This is a genomic window from Leuconostoc inhae, from assembly GCF_019656015.1.
In the GTDB taxonomy this organism is placed as follows: Bacteria; Bacillota; Bacilli; order Lactobacillales; family Lactobacillaceae; genus Leuconostoc; species Leuconostoc inhae_A.
This window is the reverse complement of sequence record NZ_BPKW01000004.1, coordinates 33268-56449: the sequence shown is the minus strand read 5'-3', so window position 1 is coordinate 56449 and position 23182 is coordinate 33268. Positions and strand designations below refer to the sequence as shown.

The 23182-nt window shown below is 37.4% G+C and carries 20 protein-coding genes and 1 tRNA gene; 1 reads left to right on the top strand and 20 read right to left on the bottom strand.

The annotated features are described in order from the left end of the window. Positions 1–3: 3 nt before the first annotated feature. The 7 genes from K5Q14_RS02715 to K5Q14_RS02685 all read right to left on the bottom strand — a co-directional run bounded on the left by K5Q14_RS02715 (position 4) and on the right by K5Q14_RS02685 (position 7447). Positions 4–882: a branched-chain amino acid ABC transporter permease gene (locus K5Q14_RS02715; RefSeq protein WP_220734302.1), complete on the bottom strand. Its 879-nt coding sequence runs from the start codon at positions 880–882 to the stop codon at positions 4–6. A 12-nt stretch (positions 883–894) separates the two neighbouring features. Beyond that, positions 895–2067, bottom strand: coding sequence for an ABC transporter substrate-binding protein (locus K5Q14_RS02710; protein ID WP_220734301.1), 1173 nt, complete (start codon positions 2065–2067; stop codon positions 895–897). Between the two features lie 29 nt (positions 2068–2096). Further along, entirely contained in the window at positions 2097–3239 is a 1143-nt protein-coding gene (locus tag K5Q14_RS02705; RefSeq protein ID WP_220734300.1) for a PTS sugar transporter subunit IIC, read from the bottom strand. Positions 3240–3626: 387 nt separating this feature from the next. Continuing rightward, positions 3627–4256 carry a uracil phosphoribosyltransferase gene (upp, locus tag K5Q14_RS02700; protein WP_220734485.1) on the bottom strand — a complete coding sequence of 210 codons (630 nt, stop codon included), beginning with the start codon at positions 4254–4256 and terminating at the stop codon, positions 3627–3629. A gap of 130 nt (positions 4257–4386) precedes the next feature. Further along, the gene (gene brnQ, locus K5Q14_RS02695; RefSeq protein ID WP_220734299.1) at positions 4387–5775 is read right to left on the bottom strand and encodes a branched-chain amino acid transport system II carrier protein; all 1389 of its coding nucleotides are present in this window, start codon (positions 5773–5775) and stop codon (positions 4387–4389) included. After that, on the bottom strand, positions 5775–6566 hold the full coding sequence (locus K5Q14_RS02690) for a 2-keto-4-pentenoate hydratase (RefSeq protein WP_220734298.1): 792 nt from the start codon (positions 6564–6566) through the stop codon (positions 5775–5777). Before K5Q14_RS02690 ends, brnQ begins: the two co-directional genes overlap by 1 nt. A gap of 266 nt (positions 6567–6832) precedes the next feature. Continuing rightward, on the bottom strand, positions 6833–7447 hold the full coding sequence (locus K5Q14_RS02685; RefSeq protein WP_220734297.1) for an ECF transporter S component: 615 nt from the start codon (positions 7445–7447) through the stop codon (positions 6833–6835). 90 nt (positions 7448–7537) lie between these two features. On the opposite strand from K5Q14_RS02685, the gene K5Q14_RS02680 reads away from it, so the two are divergent. Beyond that, positions 7538–7610: transfer RNA gene (locus K5Q14_RS02680), tRNA-Arg, on the top strand. A 49-nt stretch (positions 7611–7659) separates the two neighbouring features. On the opposite strand, the gene K5Q14_RS02675 is transcribed toward K5Q14_RS02680, so the two are convergent. The 13 genes from K5Q14_RS02675 to K5Q14_RS02615 form a co-directional block, all read right to left on the bottom strand. After that, positions 7660–8274 (bottom strand): ECF transporter S component, encoded by a 615-nt coding sequence (locus K5Q14_RS02675; protein ID WP_220734296.1) that lies wholly within the window; start codon positions 8272–8274, stop codon positions 7660–7662. Positions 8275–8550: 276 nt separating this feature from the next. Further along, positions 8551–11343 (bottom strand): isoleucine--tRNA ligase, encoded by a 2793-nt coding sequence (ileS, locus tag K5Q14_RS02670; RefSeq protein WP_220734295.1) that lies wholly within the window; start codon positions 11341–11343, stop codon positions 8551–8553. A 298-nt stretch (positions 11344–11641) separates the two neighbouring features. Further along, positions 11642–12325: a DivIVA domain-containing protein gene (locus K5Q14_RS02665; RefSeq protein WP_220734294.1), complete on the bottom strand. Its 684-nt coding sequence runs from the start codon at positions 12323–12325 to the stop codon at positions 11642–11644. A 38-nt stretch (positions 12326–12363) separates the two neighbouring features. Then, positions 12364–13155: a YlmH family RNA-binding protein gene (locus tag K5Q14_RS02660; RefSeq protein WP_220734293.1), complete on the bottom strand. Its 792-nt coding sequence runs from the start codon at positions 13153–13155 to the stop codon at positions 12364–12366. Between the two features lies 1 nt (position 13156). Next, complete coding sequence (locus K5Q14_RS02655) at positions 13157–13420, bottom strand: YggT family protein (RefSeq protein WP_220734292.1); 264 nt, start codon at positions 13418–13420, stop codon at positions 13157–13159. A 3-nt stretch (positions 13421–13423) separates the two neighbouring features. Next, on the bottom strand, positions 13424–13885 hold the full coding sequence (locus K5Q14_RS02650; RefSeq protein WP_220734291.1) for a cell division protein SepF: 462 nt from the start codon (positions 13883–13885) through the stop codon (positions 13424–13426). 114 nt (positions 13886–13999) lie between these two features. Beyond that, entirely contained in the window at positions 14000–15304 is a 1305-nt protein-coding gene (ftsZ, locus tag K5Q14_RS02645) for a cell division protein FtsZ (RefSeq protein ID WP_220734290.1), read from the bottom strand. Between the two features lie 20 nt (positions 15305–15324). Beyond that, positions 15325–16674, bottom strand: a complete 1350-nt coding sequence (ftsA, locus tag K5Q14_RS02640; protein ID WP_220734289.1) for a cell division protein FtsA — start codon at positions 16672–16674, stop codon at positions 15325–15327. Positions 16675–16762: 88 nt separating this feature from the next. Next, positions 16763–17494 carry a cell division protein FtsQ/DivIB gene (locus tag K5Q14_RS02635; RefSeq protein ID WP_220734484.1) on the bottom strand — a complete coding sequence of 244 codons (732 nt, stop codon included), beginning with the start codon at positions 17492–17494 and terminating at the stop codon, positions 16763–16765. Between the two features lie 31 nt (positions 17495–17525). Next, positions 17526–18635, bottom strand: a complete 1110-nt coding sequence (gene murG, locus K5Q14_RS02630; protein ID WP_220734288.1) for an undecaprenyldiphospho-muramoylpentapeptide beta-N-acetylglucosaminyltransferase — start codon at positions 18633–18635, stop codon at positions 17526–17528. Position 18636: 1 nt separating this feature from the next. Beyond that, positions 18637–19983: a UDP-N-acetylmuramoyl-L-alanine--D-glutamate ligase gene (gene murD / locus K5Q14_RS02625; RefSeq protein ID WP_220734483.1), complete on the bottom strand. Its 1347-nt coding sequence runs from the start codon at positions 19981–19983 to the stop codon at positions 18637–18639. 45 nt (positions 19984–20028) lie between these two features. Beyond that, positions 20029–20991, bottom strand: a complete 963-nt coding sequence (gene mraY, locus K5Q14_RS02620) for a phospho-N-acetylmuramoyl-pentapeptide-transferase (RefSeq protein ID WP_220734287.1) — start codon at positions 20989–20991, stop codon at positions 20029–20031. 9 nt (positions 20992–21000) lie between these two features. Continuing rightward, positions 21001–23181, bottom strand: a complete 2181-nt coding sequence (locus K5Q14_RS02615) for a PASTA domain-containing penicillin-binding protein (protein ID WP_220734286.1) — start codon at positions 23179–23181, stop codon at positions 21001–21003. Position 23182 lies beyond the last annotated feature (1 nt).

Here is a 23182-nt window from a genome sequence, read left to right as displayed (position 1 = left end):
AACTTACACCTTTTCCCGTTTATTTTTACCCAAAATACCCGTTGGTTTTAATAACAAAATAACAATCAAAATAGCATAAACAATCGCATCTTTATAGTTTGAAAGTCCTACTGCCTGTGTCATAGTTTCTAAAATACCAATTAACCAACCACCTAAAGCAGCACCAGGAATAATACCAATACCACCCAAAACTGCAGCTACAAAGGCCTTAATACCAGGTGTCATACCCATCAGTGGATCAATATTGTTGTAGTACAAACCAATGAGCATTCCGCCGGCAGCAGCTAACGCTGAGCCAATTGCAAAAGTGAATGAAATTGTACGATTAACATTAATACCCATTAATATAGCTGCTTCTTCATCAGCAGATACGGCACGCATAGCACGCCCCATTTTTGTTTTCTTAACGATTATATTCAACAAAATCATCAAAACAATCGCGGTTGTTATAATAATAATTTGAATGTTAGAAATTTGTAAACTACCAAAATGATATTGTGTTGTTTCAATCGCTTGTGGAAATGATCTTTTATCAGATCCAAAAAGATAGCTCATACCATTTTCAAGAAAAAATGAGACACCTAAGGCTGAAATCAAGACAGCAATTCTTGGCGAATGACGCAAAGGTCGATAAGCAATAAATTCAATTAACATACCTAATACTGCACAAATTGCCATTGACAAAATTAAAGCAATAAAGAAATTTAGATGAAGTACACGAAGAAAGAAATAGCCAAAATAAGCGCCCAGCATATAGATATCACCATGTGCAAAGTTAATTAATTTAATGATGCCATACACCATCGTATATCCTAATGCTAGTAGTGCATAGACACTTCCCAGTATCATACCATTGATTAATTGTTGAATTATCATTGACAAGATAGTCACCTACTATTTCACAACTGTAGCAGTTGTGTCTTTTCCGTTTTGAACGCCAACCATAACAATTGATTTTTTCGGATTATGGAATTTGTCCATTGTCATTTTACCTGTTGTACCTTCAAAATTCTTAATTTTAGCTAAACCTGTTGTAATTTTAGCCTTATCAATTGATTTTTCATTTTCAATTGCCTGCTTAATCATGTAAACAGCATCATATGACAATGCTGTAAATTGTGATGGCTCTTGTTGATATTCCTTGCGATAAGACTTAACAAAGGCCTTAGCTGCATCAGTAGATAACGCCTTTGTTGAGAAGTGCGCTGCGTAATATACATTACTTGTATTTTTATTACCAGCAATCTCAGCCAATTTTGGATCACCTAATCCATCTGGTCCAATAACGGGGGCTTCAATTCCCATATCACGCGCTTGCTTTAATATTGCGCCAGCTTCAGTATAGTAACCATTAATGACAATGGCATCAAATTTTTTATTCTTAATCTTTGTTAACATTGCCTGGAAATCTGTATCTCCTGCTTGATATGAATCAGTTTCAACGATATTACCTGTATACGCTTTTTTAAACGCTGCTGTGATACCTGTGCCGTAATCTGAGGAATTATCTTGAAAAACAATGACATTTTTTGCTTTGATAGTGTCTGTAGCAAATTTAGCCATCTTTGTACCTAAATATGAATTTTTAAATTGTGCACGGAAAATATAAGGTTGTACTGTCCCATTTTTTTGTACTGTAATACTGTCAGCACCAGCTGTGGGTGATATCACTGGTGTTTTACCTTTTGTTGCTGATGGAATAGCGGCTTGAACAGCAGAAGTCACAACTGGCCCTACAATAGCGTTAACTTGATTATTATTAATCAAATTTGTAGTAACCGAGGCCGCCTCTGTATTGTCTGATTTACTATCTTTATTAACCATTTTAAATTTGTAAGTTTTACCGTCGACTTTAACGCCACCAGCAGCATTAATACGCTTAACTGCAAAATTAGCACCTTTTTGTTCAGCTTGACCATAAGCCGAAACATTACCGGAAGTATCAAATACACCACCAATTTTGACAATATCGGCGGTTTTATTGCCTGTTTTCTTCATCATGCCAAAACCAATAACACCCCCAATTACAACAACGAAGGCAACAACTATAGCAATAATTTTTTTCATAATTTCTCTCCAAATTTTATTTAAACAAATTAAATCATTTCCAAATGCAACTGTTCTGGTTTTGCCCAACCCATTTTGCGCATCACACGGTAACCCACAAATGACACAATAATTGGCACGACAACACCAACGCCCATATAAGCAGCAAACGCAACTGGATTTGATCCCGCCAAAGCCAAAGGTACGATAAACGAATTAAATCCAATACCCGCCATGGCAAAAGGTGCTGTAACATGAAATACTAATGTAGCAATTGGTGCTGCAATGGCTGCACCAATCATTGGTGGAATAATCAATGCTGGATTTTTAGTCAAATTAGGAAACTGAATTTTTGGCGTCACAATACCTTGTGCAATCGTTGCGCCAATTTTATTTTCTTGAAACGACATTGCGGGAAAACCAACGAAAACAGCTGTTGTACCAATTAATATTGCACCAGCAGCTTGTGGTGAAGTGACACCAGTTGCGCCAATGGCCACAGCCAAGGCAGCAGCTGAAGCCGGTGTCATCGTCATAGCGCCAAATACCATCGCAACAATTGCTGTCCCAATAATCGGATTAACTGATACACTTGAAGCAATAAATTGACCAACTGCTACTAATGCTGGTGTTGTAATCATCGCCAGATAATATCCGCTCACTGTACCCACAATTGTTGTCGCAGCTGGCACAATTACCATGTCCAACGGTGTTTTACCACTCAACCATTTTCCAAACAACACAGCAATGATAGCTGCCATAACAGCTGATATCGGTTGACCTGTTGTGATAATCGCTGAACCAGCAGCTTGTGTCCCAGCATAGCCTGTTGCCGTAACACCTTGAACCGCTGTATTACTAAAAAATACTGCATTGGCGCCGACCGTTGAGGCGGCCATCGCGCTAAACATAACCATCGTGTTTGTCTTCATTTGCGAGGCGACTGCTGCACCAAAAGCAGCTGGTAACATGATTTTTGTGATTGCACCCATTTGTACCATTGGTGCCCAATTAATGAATCCAGCAATCGTTTGCAATAACAAACCCATTCCCAATGTCACCAAGATAGCATTAGAAACTGCAGCCGATGTTTTATACACAATATCACGGACAGATTCTTCTGCTTCACCAACTTTTTCTTGGATTACTTCTTTGTTAATTTGTGTCTCTTTATTAATTGCATTCTGTGCCATATTCCTAATCTCCTTTTAATTTACACTTCAATTGAGCAATGCAATCATTGGAGAAAAAGAAAAGCGCCCCAACGATTGCTCGTTAGGGCGTTTTCACGTCATATTCCTAACCAGCTACATAAACTTACTTTCAAAGTCTAGTAGCTGATTTTGCTCAAATAACAACCAACTAGACTCAAATGAGAAGGAGGTTGAGGAGAAGTGCACTATTCACTTGTGTGTTAAAAGTTTTAATCATATTATCTCTCCTTATATTGAGCAATTACTTGCTTACTTCTTGATGAATACTACTATACAGATATAAATTTAAAATGTCAATAGTTTTTATTTTTATCATTATAAATACATAAAAAAATATTGATTTATCATCAGTCTTTCAATAAGAGATTACATTGTACCAAATAATCGATCACCGGCATCACCCAATCCAGGAATAATATAACCATTCTTGTCCAAACCCTCATCTAGTGATCCGGTATAAATGTCAACATCCGGATGTGCTTCTTGAACAGCTTTCACACCTTCAGGAGCCGAAACAAGTGTAATCAACTTGATGTGCTTAGCGCCACGTTTTTTAAGTGCAGAAATCGCATCTTTTGCTGATCCACCAGTTGCTAACATTGGATCAACCAATAAAACATCTCGTTGATCAATATCTTCTGGTAATTTAATAAAATATTCTACAGGTTCTAATGTTTCTTCATCACGATACATACCAATGTGACCAATTTTAGCAGCAGGAATCAGTTGTACAATGCCATCTACCATGCCTAGACCTGCACGTAAAATTGGCACAACAGCTAATTTTTTACCAGCTAATTGTTTTTTAGTAGTTGTCGCAACAGGCGTTTCTACAACAACATCTTCTAACTGTAAATCGCGACTGGCTTCATAAGTCATTAACATAGCGATTTCATCGACCAAAGCACGAAAATCTTTGGTCCCCACTTTTTTATTGCGAATCATTGTCAGCTTATGCTGAATCAATGGATGATCCATTTCAACAAATTTTCCCATGATATTATAGATTATATTTGACAAAAGCCGGCTATCTTAAGTTCACCAGCAGTTTATCAAGTATATTTCCTTTCAATTTTACTAACATCATTATATCAAAAAAGCGCCCTGCACGGGGCGCTTCTGACAATCAATCGCGTAATATATTAACAGATACTTCTGAGTTAACACGATCATGCTGTTTTTGGTTCACATTTGAAAAAACATAAAATCCACAACCAATCAACGTACCTACTAAAGCTGGGACTATCCAACCAAATCCTAATGCTGAAAATGGGACATATTGATGATATGCTGCTACAGCTCCCTGAACACCATGGTTACCCATAAATGGTGAATTGGCAAGAGCATCCAATATCGCGGGTAGCACAACACCTGCCACAGCACTACGGTATATCGTGCTTGAACGATTAAAATAGTTAGAAAAAAGCGACAGCAAAATGAGCACCAAAGCAAACGGATATAATAACATTAATACAGGTACCGACCAAGCTACAATGTTAGTCAAACCCGCATTTGCAGTAACAAAGGAGCCAAAAGCAATCAAACGCAAAAACCAAAGATAACTCACTTTAGGAAAAGCTAAATGCAAGTCCTGTGCGAAAGAAACGAACAACCCCATTGCTGTCGTAAATACAGCCAGCGTCACCAATACACCCGTTAAAGCAGTGCCAAAATTACCTGCATAGTGAGTAATAATCTGAGCAAAGGCATCGCCACCATTCGCTGCAGGTTTGAATTGTCCTAAACTTGAAACACCCAATAAAACTAAACTCGTATAAAAAACACCTTCTATAACGATACTTAATAAGCCAGCTTTAGCCAATACCTTTGATACTTGGTTCTCGCCAAAACCAAGCCCTTTTACAGCGTACACAACCGATACAGCCAATGCGAGCAAAGCTAAGCCATCCATTGTATTATAACCATCTAATACACCTTGTAAACCAGCATTACTTTGGTACGCTGTATTGACCACTTGATGTGTGCCACCCATTGGCATAAAGAGTGCCACAAGTAATACAACAACTAATAAACCAATAAACAATGGATTCAAATATTTACCAATGTGTTTAGTTAGCTCAGCTTGTTTAACTGTTAAAAAGTAAGCCAATCCAAAGAATAAAGCAGAAAAAACTAGCATGCCTACCTGTTGATGTTCTGCTGATAAAAATGGTGCCACACCCATTGAAAAAGCTGTTGCTGCCGTACGAGGTGTGCCAAAAAATGGCCCAATTGTGAGATGAATCGCGACTAAGAATAATAATCCAAACCAATGTCCAACAGGTTTTGCCACATCGTATACACTTCGACTACGCGTGACACTAACAGCTAACATAGCTAGAAACGGTACAATAGTTCCCGTCACTAAGAACCCTAAAGTTGCAGGAATCCAGTTTCCACCAGCCATTTGACCTAATTGTACTGGAAAAATCAGATTACCAGCACCGAAAAACATCCCAAAAATTAATGAAGCTATCAAAAGCAATTGACGCCATGTCAGTTTTTTATCAACCATTATTTATTCTCCTCAACCCGGAGAACGACTGTACCAAATTCCCCTGTGAAATCCACACGCCATTCTCCTGCACTTAAACGTGGCGGTAATAAGAACGTTCCCGTAGATGCTTGCGTCCCTGCCAAAAATGGCTTATCTTGTTCTGCTAATTTAGCAACTAGCCATTCTAATGATGCTACTGGATTTCCCAATACCTCGCTTCCTTCTCCTTGTCCAGCCTGCTTACCATCATAGGTCAACGTAGCACTGACATTTGCCAACTCGTCAACAGTTAATGTGTCCCCATCTCGAGGTGTGCCTGAAACAACAGCACCACCTACAGCTGTATCACTTAATACTAAGTACTTGTCTAGTTTTGGAAACCATGACTTGAAACGTGCATCAGGGACTTCTAAAGCTGGTGCCACTGTCGTATTTTTTAGTAACGTTTCTTTTGACATATCAGGTGTCAAATCTACTTTAGCGGTAAATAGTAACTCCACTTCAACTAGTGGTTCGTTATATGACGCTAAGTCTAAGACATACGGTGATTTAACGAAACGATTAGCCACTTGTGCACCATATAATGGTGCATCTGATGCAAACATATGCTGCGTTTCAGGAGAAGTCAGCGATACTTTATAGCCTGCTGTTGGTTCATTTTTCAATGCCATAACTGCGTCTTGTACCTCATATGCCGTGTCAAAATCATGGACGACATTAACGTAATCGTTCTGATCTAATGGGACATTATCTTTAAATGCCTCAAACAAATGTTTTGCAAGCTTTTGCTGTTCTAATGTTAATGTCATAATACTCTCCTACGAAATGAAACAAAAAAGAGACAAGTTGCTTGTAAAAAGCAGCTTGTCTCTTTGACATTTATCAGCTGCCTATCAATTGATTGATAGGCACCAAAAATTATCAGCACCTATCACGAAATAATGATAATGCTGATAATAATTTGTGTTGTTGTATTAACTGATGTTGTCATTTGTTTATCTCTTTTTTATTTAATACATTTATTAAAACATACTAATCAATAGTTGTCAATATTTAATTTATATCACAGAATTAATCATCCCTTAATTCCTGACTTCTCGGCTAAAGGAACTAATATTTTACCAATAATCGTGACTAAAATGGCCCCTGTAATCACTTCAAATATACCGTTAAAGGCAACAATACTAACTAACCAGCCTAAAATATTATCTGTTGGTACACCTGTAAAATTGGTGTGCATAACCTTAAAGCCAACCGCCGTTGACAAGACAACACCAACAGTATTAATCAAAGCAGCTAATGCACCCAAGAAAGCTAATCCAACAACTTGTATTCTCGCGCTTTTCCCGCGCAATAATTGATTAAATAACCAACCAATTAAAAATCCCATTAAAAGACGTGGTACGATTGCTGTAATTGGATTTTGAAATATGAGAGAACCAATAGTTCCTGGTGTTGACCATGCTTGCCACAACGTTATTAATCCCCAAAATGCACCAATAAAAGCGCCCCAACGCGCACCTAAAATAATTGCTGCAATAGCTACTGTAAATTGTATAATTGTTGGCGCTGCCCCGACAACAAAAGCACCTAGTGGAATATAACCTAACCATGGGATAACAACTTGTATTATCACAATAGCCATGAAAAAAATTGTCAGTACTAAATATTTTGTCCTATTATTTGTCATCCTACATTCCCTTATCAAAAATAAAGACTGAATTAACCAGTCACGTTATAGTTTGTTTTTAATTTAATTTACGGTATAATAAAATAGTTCGCACTAATAGTTTAACAGGATAAAACGGGGACCTCCTAAGTCTTTGCTCCCAGTTCGAGTCTGGGTTAGTGCATCAAAAAGCACGACTTTTGTCGTGCTTTTTCCATTGCTAACAAGACTTATTAACCTTTAATATTTGCTCGTTCAGCCACTGGTAATAAGACATTGCCAACAACACTAATCAAAATAAATCCAACAATCATTTCAAAAATAGCGTTAAATGATACAATACCAATTAACCAGCTTAACAAATTTTGATCAGGAATACCTGTAAAATTTGTATGCATCACAGTAAAGCCCACTGTTGTTAAAATGACAACGCCAACAGTATTAATCATAGCAGCTAGAATCCCAAGAATTCCTAATCCAATGGTCTTAATTGTTCCTGATCGTTTACGTAAAAAATAATTAAACAATAAACCAATTAAAAACCCGACCAAGATACGTGGAATCAATGCTGTGAAAGGATTTTGGAACATGAGCGACCCAATTGTTCCTGGGTGTGTTAATGCGTTAATAAACGACATTATTCCCCAAAAAAATCCAACAACAGCGCCATACTTAGGTCCCAATAAAATACCAGCTAATGCCACTGTAAATTGTATAATTGTTGCGCTAGCACCAATTACAAACGCACCCAATGGCATCGTACCAAGCCATGGCACAATCATTTGAAGTAAAACAATCGCAACAAACAAAGTTGTAATAACATAATATTTTATTTTTCGATTTGTCATTTTTTTTTCAGTTATTTTAAAAAAACATAACCGCCCTTTTTTATTTATAACTATATTGTATCTTAGAAAGCTACTCCAACACAATAAAAATACACTGTTATTAAAATTAACAGTGTATTTAGCTTGCTCCTAGTTGCACGTGTCACCGTGCGTAATCAAACTTTTGCCACAACTAAACAAATAAAACCATTGAGAAATGCCACATTTATTAACTTTGAGCTAAAATAACACAGTTCTTCAGTTATTTATTTTTTAAAATATGCACTCATACTGATTTTATTCTAGTCCTTCAATCAAGGCTTCTGGATAGAATTCACGTATAATATCTGCTTCATGCTTTGACAAATTTGGAAATGCTGAGTCTGCGCCAATATCCTCATGAAACAGACGATCACGTGGCGATACACCACCAACAGCATGCTTTACCGAGATTAGAACCCCATCATATAATCTCACGTCAACTGCTGTTTTAGCATCAACAATATATAGCTGTGAAACCATCAGAAGTAAACGAACATCAGCATTCAAATCAGCCAACAGTTGTTGTTGCTCTGTTGTCAAATACAATATCAAGGCTGCCTCAGCATTTTTACCAATTAATTCAGCTGTTCTGGCTTCTTCAAGCGCCTTATTAACTGCATCTCGCATTGCCATAAAGGTAGACCAGTTTGCTAATAACTCACTTGTATCGCCCAAATTCTGTACTTCTGGCATGTCAGAAAGATACGCAAAATCAAGTTTTTCATTTGGCAAATATTCCCAAACTTCTTCAGCTGTATGTGGCAAAACAGGCAACAATAACTTTGTTAAAGCTATTAAAGTATCATAAAATACTGTTTGCATTGAACGGCGTGCATGACCATTTGGTGCTTCAACATAAACAACGTCTTTGGCAATATCCAAATAGAAGGCCGACAAATCAACGTTAACAAAATTAATGACACGTTTAAAGATATCATTAAATCGATAATTATCATATGAATCACGTATATCTTTAATAAAATTATTTAAAACAACTGAGAAATATTGATCGTGCCCAGCTCTGTCATTAAAAGCAATTGCATCTGTTGCGTAGTTAAAATCGGCCGTATTAGCCATTAAGAATCTCAAAGTATTACGTAATTTACGATAACTTTCAGACACTTGCTTTAAAATTTCATTTGATACTGGCATATCTTGTGATGTATCAACTGAAATTGTCCACAAACGCAAAATTTCAATTCCCATTTTGTCAGCCACATCAAGTGGTGATATGGTATTACCTAGTGATTTAGACATTTTATTACCCTTACCATCCAAAGTAAATCCTTGAGATAGTACATTTTTGTAGGGCGCTTGTCCTGTAACAGCAACAGAAGTAATCAATGAGGAATTAAACCAACCGCGATACTGATCTGATCCTTCTAAATATAAATCTGCAGGATAATCTAATTGATCACGTGTATTCATGACACCAGCCCAAGAAGAACCTGAATCAAACCAAACATCCATAATGTCTTCTTCTTTAGCAAACTTGCCATTAGGCGAGTGCGGGTTGCTATAACCTTCAGGTAATAGGTCTTTAGCTTCATGCTCAAACCAATAATTTGAACCATTTGCTTCAAATAAATCAGCTACATGATTAATAATAGTTTGATCTAAAATAGGCGTTTGGTCTTCTGCATAAAAAATAGGTAATGGCACACCCCAGACACGTTGACGTGAAATAACCCAATCGCCACGATCGCGAATCATATTATATAAACGCTTCTTTCCCCACTCAGGGAAAAAATTAACATTATCTAATTCATCCAAAATATTTTGACGGAATTTCCCTACCGATGCAAACCATTGTGGTACCGCACGCCAAATAATAGGCTTTTTTGTACGCCAATCAAACGGATAAGAATGCGTAATTTTTTCTTTAGCCAAAAACAAATTAGCTGCAGTTAATTTGTTGATGACAAGGCCAACAACATCATCGTAAAATTTGCCTTCGAAATCAGGTCCAGCATTTTTAGTCATATAGCCTTTTTCATCAACTGTAACAACAGCTTCTAGGCCATATTGCTTACCAACATTAAAATCATCCTCCCCAAAACCTGGGGCAGTATGAACTAAACCAGTTCCAGAATCAAGCGTCACATGATCTGCATTCATAACTAATTCTTCGGCATCAATATCCCATGGATGATACGCTGTCATACGATCTAATTCTTCGCCTTTATATGTTGCTAAAGTCTTATAATTATCCCAGCCAAACAATGGTGTAATGGCCTCTAAACGGCCAGTAGCAATAACAAATTTACGTGTCTCTCCCGCTGGTTGAATAACTGAATAATCCATATCAGGTCCAAGCGTAATCCCACGTGAGGCCGTCACTGTAAATGGTGTTGTTGTCCAAACAACAAAATAAGTATCAGAATCTAAAATACCATGTCCGTCTTTCACACGATTAGCATAATACAATGATGCTGAATTGATATCGTGGTATTCAATCTCCGCTTCTGCTAAGGCAGATTCTGATGACCATGACCAATAAACTGGCTTTGAACCCTTGAAAATGTACCCTTTACCAGCCATTTCACCAAACACTCGTAACTGTGCCGCCTCAAATTCTGGCTGCAATGTGATATATGGGTTCTGCCAATCAGCCATAATTCCTAAACGCTTAAAATCATTTTTTTGCTTATCAACTTGTTCCAAGGCAAAATCTTTTGCTAAATCTCGCCATTCAGCTTTAGGCATAGCTTTACGATCATGACCAGCTTTTGTTAACTGCTGTTCAATTGGTAAACCGTGTGTATCCCATCCTGGAACATAAGGTGCATAGAAGCCAGCCATGTTTTTGTATCGCACAATAATGTCTTTTGATATTTTATTTAAAGCATGCCCTAAATGAATATTTCCATTAGCATACGGCGGGCCATCATGTAAATTAAAATGTGGCTTTTTTTCATTTTGTGACAAACGTTGATTATATAAATCAGCATCATACCATTTTTGTTGACGAATCGGCTCTGTTTTTGGTAGTGATCCACGCATTGGAAATGCCGTTTTCCCCAGATTAAGTGTATCTTTATACTTCATAATGTCATCTCCTATGTATAACTTAGCGTTAGCAATAAAATAATTAGGTCGTGTTTTAAAACAATCAAAAACGTCCCTGTGTTTCAAAACACAGGGACGTTTTCACGTGGTACCACCCAATTTTAGTTGTTTGCAAGTAAACAACTCTCAAATCAGTATTAACGGTCTGCACCGGTTAAACTTACTCAAATTTCAGTCTAACAACTTCATAACTGATTTAAACGGCTACAGGGACGGTCATCTCTAACCACCATGACTCGCTGCACGTATGTATGCCATTCTTATTGTGTTATGCTTCTTATAATTTATTATCTTCGTTTTCACTTGGTTCGGGAAACACAACAATTGGTCCTTGTTCAGGAGCTGTTTCCTCATTTTCTGTTTCTTTAGAATCTGATTCGCTTGCTATCACTGGCATAACAGTTTCAGTTTCAATTGTTGCTATTTTATCAATACGATCAGCCGTTGCTTGTCCTACGGGCAAACGATGAACTGCCTCAGCTAAATCATCATTTTCTAATAGTTTACGCTGAAGCTCCAATAATTTCAAGAATGAATTTTTAAAATTTTCAACTTCAGTTCTTAATTCATTTTGCTCTTTAATTAGACCTTCATTTTCCTGCGCTAAACTTGTTGCTTCAGCCTCAGCCTTTGTACGTGCGTCACTAATAATTTTAGTAGCGGCTTCTTGGGCATGTGTTAATTGCTTTTTTACTTCACCATCAGCTTCTTGTCTCAAACGGTCAGCAGCTTCTTGAGCAACAAAAATTGATTGATTGACTTGCTCACGTTTGGCTTCCAAACCATCAACTTTAACTTGCAACTGTTGATTATCATTTGAAAGTTTATCACGTTCAGTAATGATAGTTTCATAGTCACCATTAACTTGGTCTAAAAACGAATCAACCTCAGATGCAATGTATGCACGTGAACCCTTTTTAGTAAATTCATGCTTCAAAATTTCATCAGGTGTTAGTACCATCTTGGTCTCCTTTTAATTTTGATATAACTCGAGTTAACTTAACGTCGAATAATATTAACAATTGCTTTAATTTTATCTTTTTTGCTAAACCCATCACACATTTTAATTTGCATACGTCCATATTTACGAACAGATACAATATCTCCTACTGCTACTATATGATCTGGCTTAACAATCGTTGTCCAATTAACTCGAACTTGCTGCTGTTCAATTAATGTTTTTGCTAAACTACGTGATATATTAAATGCCATTGAAATAATTGTGTCAATTCGCAGAGATGATAATAATAAAAATATTTCACTCCAATCATCGTGAACTGCAATGACATCTGACACATCCCGTGCAATCAATTCAATTTTGATCCGTCCAATCTTTTGAACTGTTTGTTGAATATACATAATCATTTTTGCATCAACAACAACTTGCCATTTTTTATCATCAGATAAAATATCGCCAATCACTTCACGTTTTATACCAGCATTCATAAACGCGCCAAGTATCATTGCATGATGCAATTCGGCAAATTTTACTGGATATTTAATTTCAAGAATTGCTAATTCAAAGTCCGCCAATGCTACAGTATAAAAATCTGGCGCAACGATAGCACGTTGATTTTCGGTATGACTAGTCGCACCATTATAATGGACTTTCAAATTTTCTGCACGATTAACTAAAGTTTGCAAAATATATTGTTCTCGCGGGTTCAAAAACCGTGTTAGAATACCACGATACTCATCTTCACTTTGACGAATCCAATCGCTTGCTTGCTGAATAAATGATACTTCTTCTGGTCTAAAATGCTGTTCAATTGTTGAAAAATCATCTACCATATTACAAGAAAATTAGCACAAGATGCGACAAACCACTAATTGCAAAATTCAACGCTAAAATAGCGACAATTGGTGAAATATCAATCATACCACCAATTGGTGGTATGATTCGAAATAAGTTTAGATAGGGTGAAACGATGCGTTGAAGCCATTTGCCAAACACTGATTGTTGGGCGCCAGGTAACCAAGACATTAGAACATAAATGACAATTGCATATTCATAATAGTGTGCGATACGTATAATCCAACTTAGTATTTCTAACATAAATTAATACCGTGTATTCGGTTCTAAATTATCTGTTAACGTTCCTGAAATTTCAAAAGTTGCAGGCGTTACCAAAAAAATAGACTGACCGATACGTTCAATTTCTCCATTGACTGCATATATAGCACCACCGAGGAAATCTAAAATTCTTTTGGCTTGCGCCTCATCAATTTGAGTAAAGTTAACAATTACAGCTTCTCCGCCTAATATCTGAGACGCAATGGCTCTAGAATCCGAATACACTTTGGGCTCAAATAATGCAATTTTACTATTAGCATTACCTGGATCTGTCATTGTTGATTGTGACGATTGGCGACCAAAATAAGTTGTTTGTTGCTGTGACGTTTGTTGAACTGGTTGTTGATATTGTGGTTGTTCTTGATAGTTGTTATCATCATAACTATCTTCATATAAATCGTCTTCATCATTACTGAAAAGACGTTTAATTGTATCGCCTAATGCCATGATCTCTCCTTAAACACGCAGGTTGCAATTCACTGCTTACATAACAATACATTAATCATTGCATATTATCGTCATACAACACAGTAAAAGGTAGACAACTCACGTTTTTTTATATTAACGTTTTTTAAAGAATGGTGGTTGTTCAGTATCATCGTCATTGTTTGAAAAATCTACTGGTGTTTCATTTGACGTTGGTGTATTGAATACATCGAACGCTTGTTTTTGTACACCATCAAACCGCTCATCATCAGCAAAGGCATCTTTGGAGGCACCACTAATATTCCAATCAGCAAATGGGTCATTTTGTGGCGCTGGCGTTGTTGATTTAACAGGCTCTGTTGTTGGTTTTTCAAATATTGAAGTGGTAGGTGTTGCTGGTGTTACATTTGTGCTTGTCGTGCCAAATACTTTAGCAGCATTTGCTTTTGGTGCAGCAGCTTTTTTGGCTGCAGAATCTACCGTGACGTTTTGAAGGCCAGTTGCAATTACCGTCACACGAATAGAGTCACCTAAGTTTTCATCAATAGATGTACCAAAAATAACGTTGACTTCACGTCCAGCTTCTTGAGCAATCACTTCTGAAGCAGTTTGTGCTTCAAACAATGACATATCCAAGCCACCGGTAATGTTGAGCAAAACATCCTCAGCACCTGACATGTCCACCTCAAGTAGCGGTGAGGAAATAGCTTGTTTCGTCGCATCAGCGGCACGTGTTTCGCCACTGGCTTGTCCAACACCCATTAATGCAGGCCCAGCATCTTGCATAACCGTTTTTACGTCAGCAAAATCAAGGTTAATGAATCCTGGATTTGTAATTAGTTCTGAGATGCCACGAACGCCTTGAGCCACAACTTCGTCAACAACTTTGAAAGCTTCTGACAATGGTGTACGCAAATCAATACGATCTTTTAAACGTTCGTTGGTAATCACAATCAGTGAATCTACTGATTCAGACAATGCTTGTAATCCTTCAGCAGCGAAACGACCACGTTTTGGGCCCTCCCACTTGAATGGACGTGTCACAACAGCAACAGTTAAAGCACCTTGTTCTTTAGCTATGCGTGCAACAACTGGTGCTGCACCGTTGCCAGTTCCACCACCCATTCCAGCCGTGATAACAATCATATCTGCACCTGAAATTGCTGAGGCAATATCTTCAGATGATTCTTCGGCAGCTTTAGTGCCACGTTCAGGATTAGAACCAGCGCCTAAACCACCAGTCAATTTTGGACCGATTTGTATTTTAGTATCAGCCTTAGATTTATCTAAGGCTTGTACATCAGTGTTAGCAACGATAAACTCAACACCACTAACACCTTCTTCGATCATATGATTGACAGCGTTTGATCCACCACCACCAACACCGATAACTTTAATAATTGCGCCGGTATCTTGGGCGTCATCAATTGAAAAATCCATAAGTTGTCTCCTTAATTATGCTAATCTTCGCGAAATAAATTCTTAATTGTTTGTATTAAACGGCTAAAAATACCTTGCCGCGGTTGATCATCTTGATCGCCTCCATAATTGTACAGTGGCTGATCAGTTGACTCAGATGTTTCGACGTAATCATGTGCTTGTTTAGGTGCTGCCGGCACAGATTCCATACTGTTGCTATCTTCACGGTGCGACATGATTACTTGTTTAATGACTTGCTGCGTCATATTTTCACGCGAAGCAAACATTGCATATGACATTGCACGTGTATAAGAAGGATGACGTAGCCCTATTTGATCAGGTATAAAAAGTCGGACATTCTCACCCAAAATAGTTTTGGCATAGTCTACCATACGTGGCAAAGCTGCATTTCCACCAGTTAAAACGACACCACCTGGCATGTTCAAACCGTTAACTGCACTCAGCGGGTCCAATGCACGCATGTATATTTGTTCTAAGCGTGCCGCAATAATTTCTGAAAGATAATGTTCATTGATTAATTGCGGTGTATTATCCCCAACGACTTCAACAGAAAACTCTTTATCAGCACTTGCCTGGGTTGGATCGGCATATCCAAAATCACGTTTAATCTTTTCAGCATGCGTATAAGATATACCTAGCACAGTTGAGATATCTTTCGTAACATTATCCCCACCTTCTAAGTCTACATGATTAAATTTCAACTTGCGATCATGTATAATAGATGTCGTTGTTTGTCCACCACCAAGATCTATTAACACGGTCCCAAAGTCCTGTTCGCCATCGTTTAAAATGCTAGTACCGATAGCCAATGGCGCCAAAACAAATTCATGTAATTTCAAGCCTGCTTTTTGAATTGCCATACGCGTATTATCTAAAATTTTACTTGGTCCAACAAACGCTGTACCACGTAATTCAAGTCGCACACCAATCATTTCGTGAGGATCTTTTATCCCATCAAAACCATCTACAATAAATTCTTCAGCAATTAAATCAATAACATCATGATCTGATGATACATTGTGTGATAAAGCCTGCTTTGCCACATTTTGTACATCAGCGTAAGTAATACGTTTATTCTGATTAGCAATGGATACGAGGCCTTCGACATGAACCATTTCAATTTGATTTGCAGGAATACCTACAACTACTTCATCAATTTGAAAATTTGCTTTTTCTTGTGCTTGTTCAATCGCTTCGCGTATCGCACTGGCAGTTGCATCAATGTCCACGATCACGCCCTTACGTAACCCCCGAGAAGGTGCATTTCCTGCACCAATCACATTGAATTGATTACCAGTTGTTTGCGCAATGACTACTTTGATGGATGTGGTACCAATGTCTAAACCCACCGTCACGCCTGAGTTATTCATGCGTCGTGCCCCTTTACAAAATTATTTTTTAATAAAATATACCTAACTATAATAATATCATAAACCATAGCTATTACGCCACAAATTCTCACTTTTGTTTATCTTTATGATCATTTTTTTTGTGAGTTGCATTTGTCTGTGACGTACCATAAGCATACGAATAAGCACCAAATTGCAAGTCCACAATGCCTTTAGCAGGCATTTGTGCTGCAATTCCAGGATAATAATTAATTTTTTTACCAAATGTATTTAACGTTGCATACACAGTATTGCCATCATTCATAATAATTATGAGACGATTAGCGTTATCTTTATTGGGCGAAAAAATAATTTGACTAATATTTTGACGTAACGTTAATTCTAATGACACAAACTCTTTCGCTAGTTTTTTAACAGGTGTATTTGTTTTAAAATTGACATATACCGGTGCATTTCCTTCAGGAGCTTGAATCTTTTTAAACACTCCTTCTCGATCAATAATATACCAATTATTGCCTTGTTGAACATAACCTGCAGTTACTTTTTCAACAATGTTAATATTAACATTGTTACCTTGTAACGTGACTTGAGCTGCGTCAATTTGATCATCTTGTTTAACAATTTGTTGGGCAATAAAGTTTGTTTGGCCTACTATACGCCAATATGGCGTTTGTTGCTTGATATTAGCATATTTCTCAATTTTATTAGCTGGTATCATCATGGTATTGATGTTGACTGTTTTAATTGTTCGCCAAGGTTGTAATAAAAAAATGATTGAGACTATAAACACCACAAAAGCCGCTAAACTTATCCAAAGTTGTCGCGGTCGTTTTGTTTGCAGTATTTTTTTGTCTTTTAAAACATGCACTACTTTAAGCTTTCTTTTCTAAAATTGCATCCTGTATCAAGTTATATAATCTATCGCCTGCATCAGGTATGCCCACTTTTGCAACTTGTGCAGCCATGTTTTCGCTAACGATGTCATTTAACAATAACGAATCAACAGCTGTTATAAGTGTTTCACCATTCAAATTCGTTTCAGCTACTACTAGAGCGGCACCATCATCAACCAAACTCTGTGCATTTTTAGTTTGATGGTTACCAGTAACATGAAGACTTGGCACTAGAATTGATGGAATCCCTAAGGCTGTGATTTCAGCAATTGACGTTGCCCCAGCTCTGGATACAATTGCATTTGTTTTTGCTAGTACTTCTGGCATATTGTCAATATATGGCAGAATACGAATATTATCAGCGACAGTAATGCCCCGATCATTTAGTTCTGATAAGACATTATCATATCGTTTAGGCCCAGTTACCACAACAACTTGATAATTTCTTAAATTAAAAGCATTCATAGCTTCAATGACTGCTGAATTAATAGCCGGTGCACCCTGTGAACCGCCAAAAATTAAAAGCGTTGCTTTATCATCTCGCAATCCCAAAGTTTGCCAAGAAAACGTTGACACAATATGTGCAACTTGTTGCGCACGAGGATTACCAACAAGTGTCACTTTCTCTGATGGAAATTGTTGTTTAGCAACATCAAAAGCCACACCTATTTTACTTGCCCCACGCGCCAAAAATTTATTTGTCACACCGGCAACAGAATTTTGTTCATGGATAACGGTTGGAATATGCATGCGTTGTGCAGCATACACCACTGCTCCAGCGACATAACCACCTGTACCAACAACAACGTCAGGTTTAAAGTCTTTAATAATTTTTTTAGATTGTTTAACTGCTCTTAAGAATAAATTAACTGTTTTAACATTATCTAAGGATAATGATCGTTTAAATCCTTGTACAGATAACTTGTCAAAAGCCATACCAGTCGCTGGTACAATGTTAGATTCCACACCACGTTCCGATCCAACATATAAAAATTCCGAGTCTGGTTCATGTTGCTTAATAACTTCAGCTAATGCTAAAGCTGGATAAATATGGCCACCTGTGCCACCACCTGATAAAATTACACGCATATTATAGCCCCAATACTTTCTTTAACTCAGTGACATAACGTTCACCGCGTTCTTCAAAACTCTTATATTGATCCCAGCTAGCTGCTGCTGGTGACAATAACACAACATCTCCAGTCGCAGCTAATTTCACTGCGACTGGTACCGCTTGTTCAACGTCAGCCACAGTAATAACTGGTTTATTAGCAGCACGTGCTACAGCAACAACTTTTTGCTGTGTTTCGCCAAAGGCAATAACAGCCTTCACATGTAATAAATTTGGCAGTAATCTCATTAAATCATCCCCACGATCTAATCCACCTGCTAACCAAATTGTTGGTTTTTGAAAACTATTTAACGCTGTTTGTGTGGCTTCAATATCTGTCGCCTTAGAATCATTATAAAAAGCAATGTCATTGTGCGTAAAAACATGTTGTAAACGATGTTTTACACCACCAAATGCTTCAAGTACCTGCCTTATTGCCAAATCGTGAACGCCTGCTAGTTTTGCAACTGTCACTGCAGCGATAACATTTTCCAGATTATGCGGTCCGACTAATTTAATATCACTTAACGGCATTAAATGATTGTCAGAAATAATGAGATCAACACCATCCGTACGTACAGTATACTCGTTTTTTATGCGAGAAAATTCAATAACTTTTGCATGTGTTTTTTTTATAAAATCATTTGTATCTTGTCCATCAGCATTTAGGACTAATAATTGGTTATGCGTTTGATTTTTTGTTAGTTGGAACTTCGCAGCCACGTAATTTTCGCGTGTCCCATGGTAATCTAAATGGTTGGCAAAAATATTTGTAATTAATGCAATATCTGGCCGTATATCTGGAATCCCCATTAATTGAAAACTTGATAATTCTAACAACAATGTATCATCTGCTGTTAAATTTTTAACAACCTCGCAAACTGGGATACCTATATTTCCAGCAGTTGTCACTTTTTGGCCATCGTTTTTGAGCATATCTCGAATTAACGACGTTGTTGTTGTTTTGCCATTCGAACCTGTCACAGCAATTAAACGGCCTTCAAACGAACTCAAAGCAACTGCTACTTCCGTCAAAATAGGAACGTTTAACTCTTTTGCTCGTTTAACTAATGCTGTTTCATAATTAATACCTGGATTTTTAACCAAATAATCAAAACTATCATTTAATGATTTCGCATCATCATGATCAATAAATTGAACGTCTGCCGCCAACAATTGTCGATAGACTATGTCATCTTCGAATTCGCCACCATTAACAACAGTGACTTGCGCCCCAAGTTCAAGTAATCGTTGCGCCGCTGCTTTTCCTGAACGTGCCCAACCAAATACCATCACTTTTTTATTGTTAAAATCTTGTATTTTCATCATAACCTGATTTCTAAAATTTTATGTACGCGAGTAAACCCGCTTTTAATTCATATAAAAGATACCAGCAACTGCTAAAATTGCAGATAAAATCCAAAATAAGGTGCCGATTTGCCATTCACTCCAACCAAATTTTTCAAATGAATGATGAATTGGTGCCATTGGAAATATACGTTTATGCCAGAAATGATAACCAATCGTTTGAATAATAACTGATAATGTTTCGATAACAAATACCAAGCCAAACCAAATCAAAGAAAACGGTATACCTAGCAAAATTGATTCAATAGCTAAACCAGCTCCTAAAGCAAGTGAGCCAGTATCACCCATAAAAATCTTAGCTTTAGGTTTATTAAAGATTAAAAAGCCAATCAAGGAACCTATTACCGCAAAATTGAAAATGACCAATATTTGATTATGCATATTCATAGCAATAACACTGTAGGCGGCATAAACAATAATACTTATACCCGCGAGCAAACCATCGAGACCGTCAGTTAGATTAGTTGCATTTGACCAGCCAACAAGCCAAAACCAAAGAAATACAAAATAGAAAATACCTAAATTATATGTTCCAAACAATGGTATATACAATGTGAAAGGAACACCCATACGCCACATAATTAGCATAATAACTGCTGCACTAATCGTTTGGGCTATTAGCTTTGGTTTAAAAGCGAAACCATCGTCAGCATGATTAACTAATTTCAATGTATCATCAATACCACCAATAACGGCATAAGCCAAAAATGCCACAACAGGAAGCACCATAGCCATTACACCTTGCCAACCATTATGAATGCCACCACCTATAAGTGAACTAATAGACGCAGCGACAACAAAAAGTGCCCCGCCCATACTAGGCGTACCCGACTTTGCTTGATGATCGGGCCCAAGCTTTCGAATAACCGCCTGTTCTTTTGATTGTTTTAAAAACTTAATCAGTAACGGCATAAATATCACTGTTATGATTAACGCGCGGGCCAACGCCCATAAATTTTCAGACATACTTTTCCCTTATTTCTTCTCTTTTAACTTAACAGCCACTTGGCTAGTATCCACAACTAGCTGATCTTTAGCCACAGTTTGACCCGCGACATAGCCAGATCCCGACCAAGTAAGTTTAAACCCTGCCTCACGAGCAAATGACTGTGCATCAGCTAAACTCCATCCCGTCATGTCTGGCAAATGTGTATTCCCTTTTGCGCGCAAAATCACTAATTGATTTGTTAATGATTTTTGTTCTGGTAATAAAGATTGACTACTAATTTTGCCACTATTACCCACAATCGCTGTTCTAAAACCGGCATCAGTCAGTGTTTGTGTCGCTTTAGTAATTGACTGCCCAACAACATTAGGTACTGTCTGTTTCGTTGTTTTAGATTTAACAGCACTGTCACTATTATTTAAAGCTTGAAGCATTAGCGGCTGAAATACCTTATTCATTGTTATTTGAATTGTTGGATCAGGGAAAACCTTAGGTTGTTTCACAGCCATATAGAAAATATATTTCGGATTTTTTTCTGGTGCCAAAACTATAACAGAATGAATAGCATTGTTTAATCCTTGTAAATACTGGCCATTTTCAGAAACTTGCGCGGTGCCAGTTTTAGCTGCAATTTGATAGCCAAACTGCCGTAAATCAAACTCTTTTGCGGTACCCGTTTCTTGATTGACAACATCGATCATATATTTACGAACTTGCTGCGCGGTACTTGATTTAATTGGTTGTGCAACAGTATCTGTTTTCCCTTGTTGCAGAATTGCCCCCGTTGCAGAATTAACCACTTTATCTACAAAGTATGGTTTAACTTCCTTTCCATCATTTGCAATAGCTGAATAGGCTTGAATCATTTGTAGTGGTGTCACACTAATTCCTTGACCATAAGCAGTATTGGCTTGATCAATAGGATAATCATAAGAAATATGCCCTGCTTCTTCACCATTTAGACCTGATTTAGTCGATTGTAGAAACCGAAATTTTTCAAGATAACTACGCCATGTTGTCGCACCAAGTTTTTGTTCAGTTCGTGCAAATGCAACGTTGGACGACCGCCAAAATCCTTCTCGATAAGTTAACATGCCTTGATCTTGTCCGAATGCATCAACAACTTTTTTACCATCAATTAATAGTGTACCAGATGGATAAGTATCATTAGGTTGCCATTTGCCTGAATCAATTGCAGCAGCTAGCGTGATACCTTTCATAGTAGAACCCGGTTCAAAAGCACCTTGGTCCAATAAATTAGACCATAACTCCGGATTAATTATTTTATCATTCGGATTAAAATTTGGTCGTTGTGTTGCAGCAACAATCCGACCAGTTTTGGCTTCCATCAAAACACCAACTGTTGCTTTTGCTTTCGTCGTTTTAAGTAAATCATCCATACGCGTTTCAAGTGTATTTTGCAGTGAACTATCTAACGTGAGGTAAACATCATCCCCTTGTTTTACCGTCCTACTATCCTGCACATTTTCCACTTGACCATTGTACTTTTTAACCCCATCTTTTCCGGCAAGTATTGTATTTTCAGCAGCCTCTATGCCCATAAATCCAATTTGTTGGGATTGACCACTCTTTTTATTTTCACTTGTACTCATTGCCCCAATCAAATGTGATGCCATATTACCATTAGGATATATACGTGATGGCCGTGATGTGAAGCTTATACCTGGCAGTTTAAGCGCTTGAATTTTTTTATACTGATCAATACTTAAATTTTTACTGGCCTGCACTTTTTTAGAGATAAACTCAACCTGATACACATTTTTTTCTAACCGGCTCAAGATATCTTTTTGATTCATATCAATAATTTTACTAAGTTTTTCTGCAGTTGTTTCTTTATCTACCACATGACCAGATCCATCAACATATTTACCTGTTTTTGTGTCTTTAACACGTGCAACTTTTTTATCAAGTACAGCGTACATATCATAGACTGTTGTATTTTCTGCTAATACTTGACCATTAGTATCATAAATTTTACCACGATTTGCTGGTACTATTTGGTTCGCCATAAATGCACGACGTGTTGCGTCATTTAAATTATGTCCATCAACCGAACCGCTTGCTATAACAAAAAGACGTATTCCAAGACCTAAAGTTACCAGCACAATTGCGCCCAACAATACACCGCCAAAGGCTTTGACGTTTTTCGTAACTTTTTTATTTGGTATCCGTCTCATGGTATTTTTCATA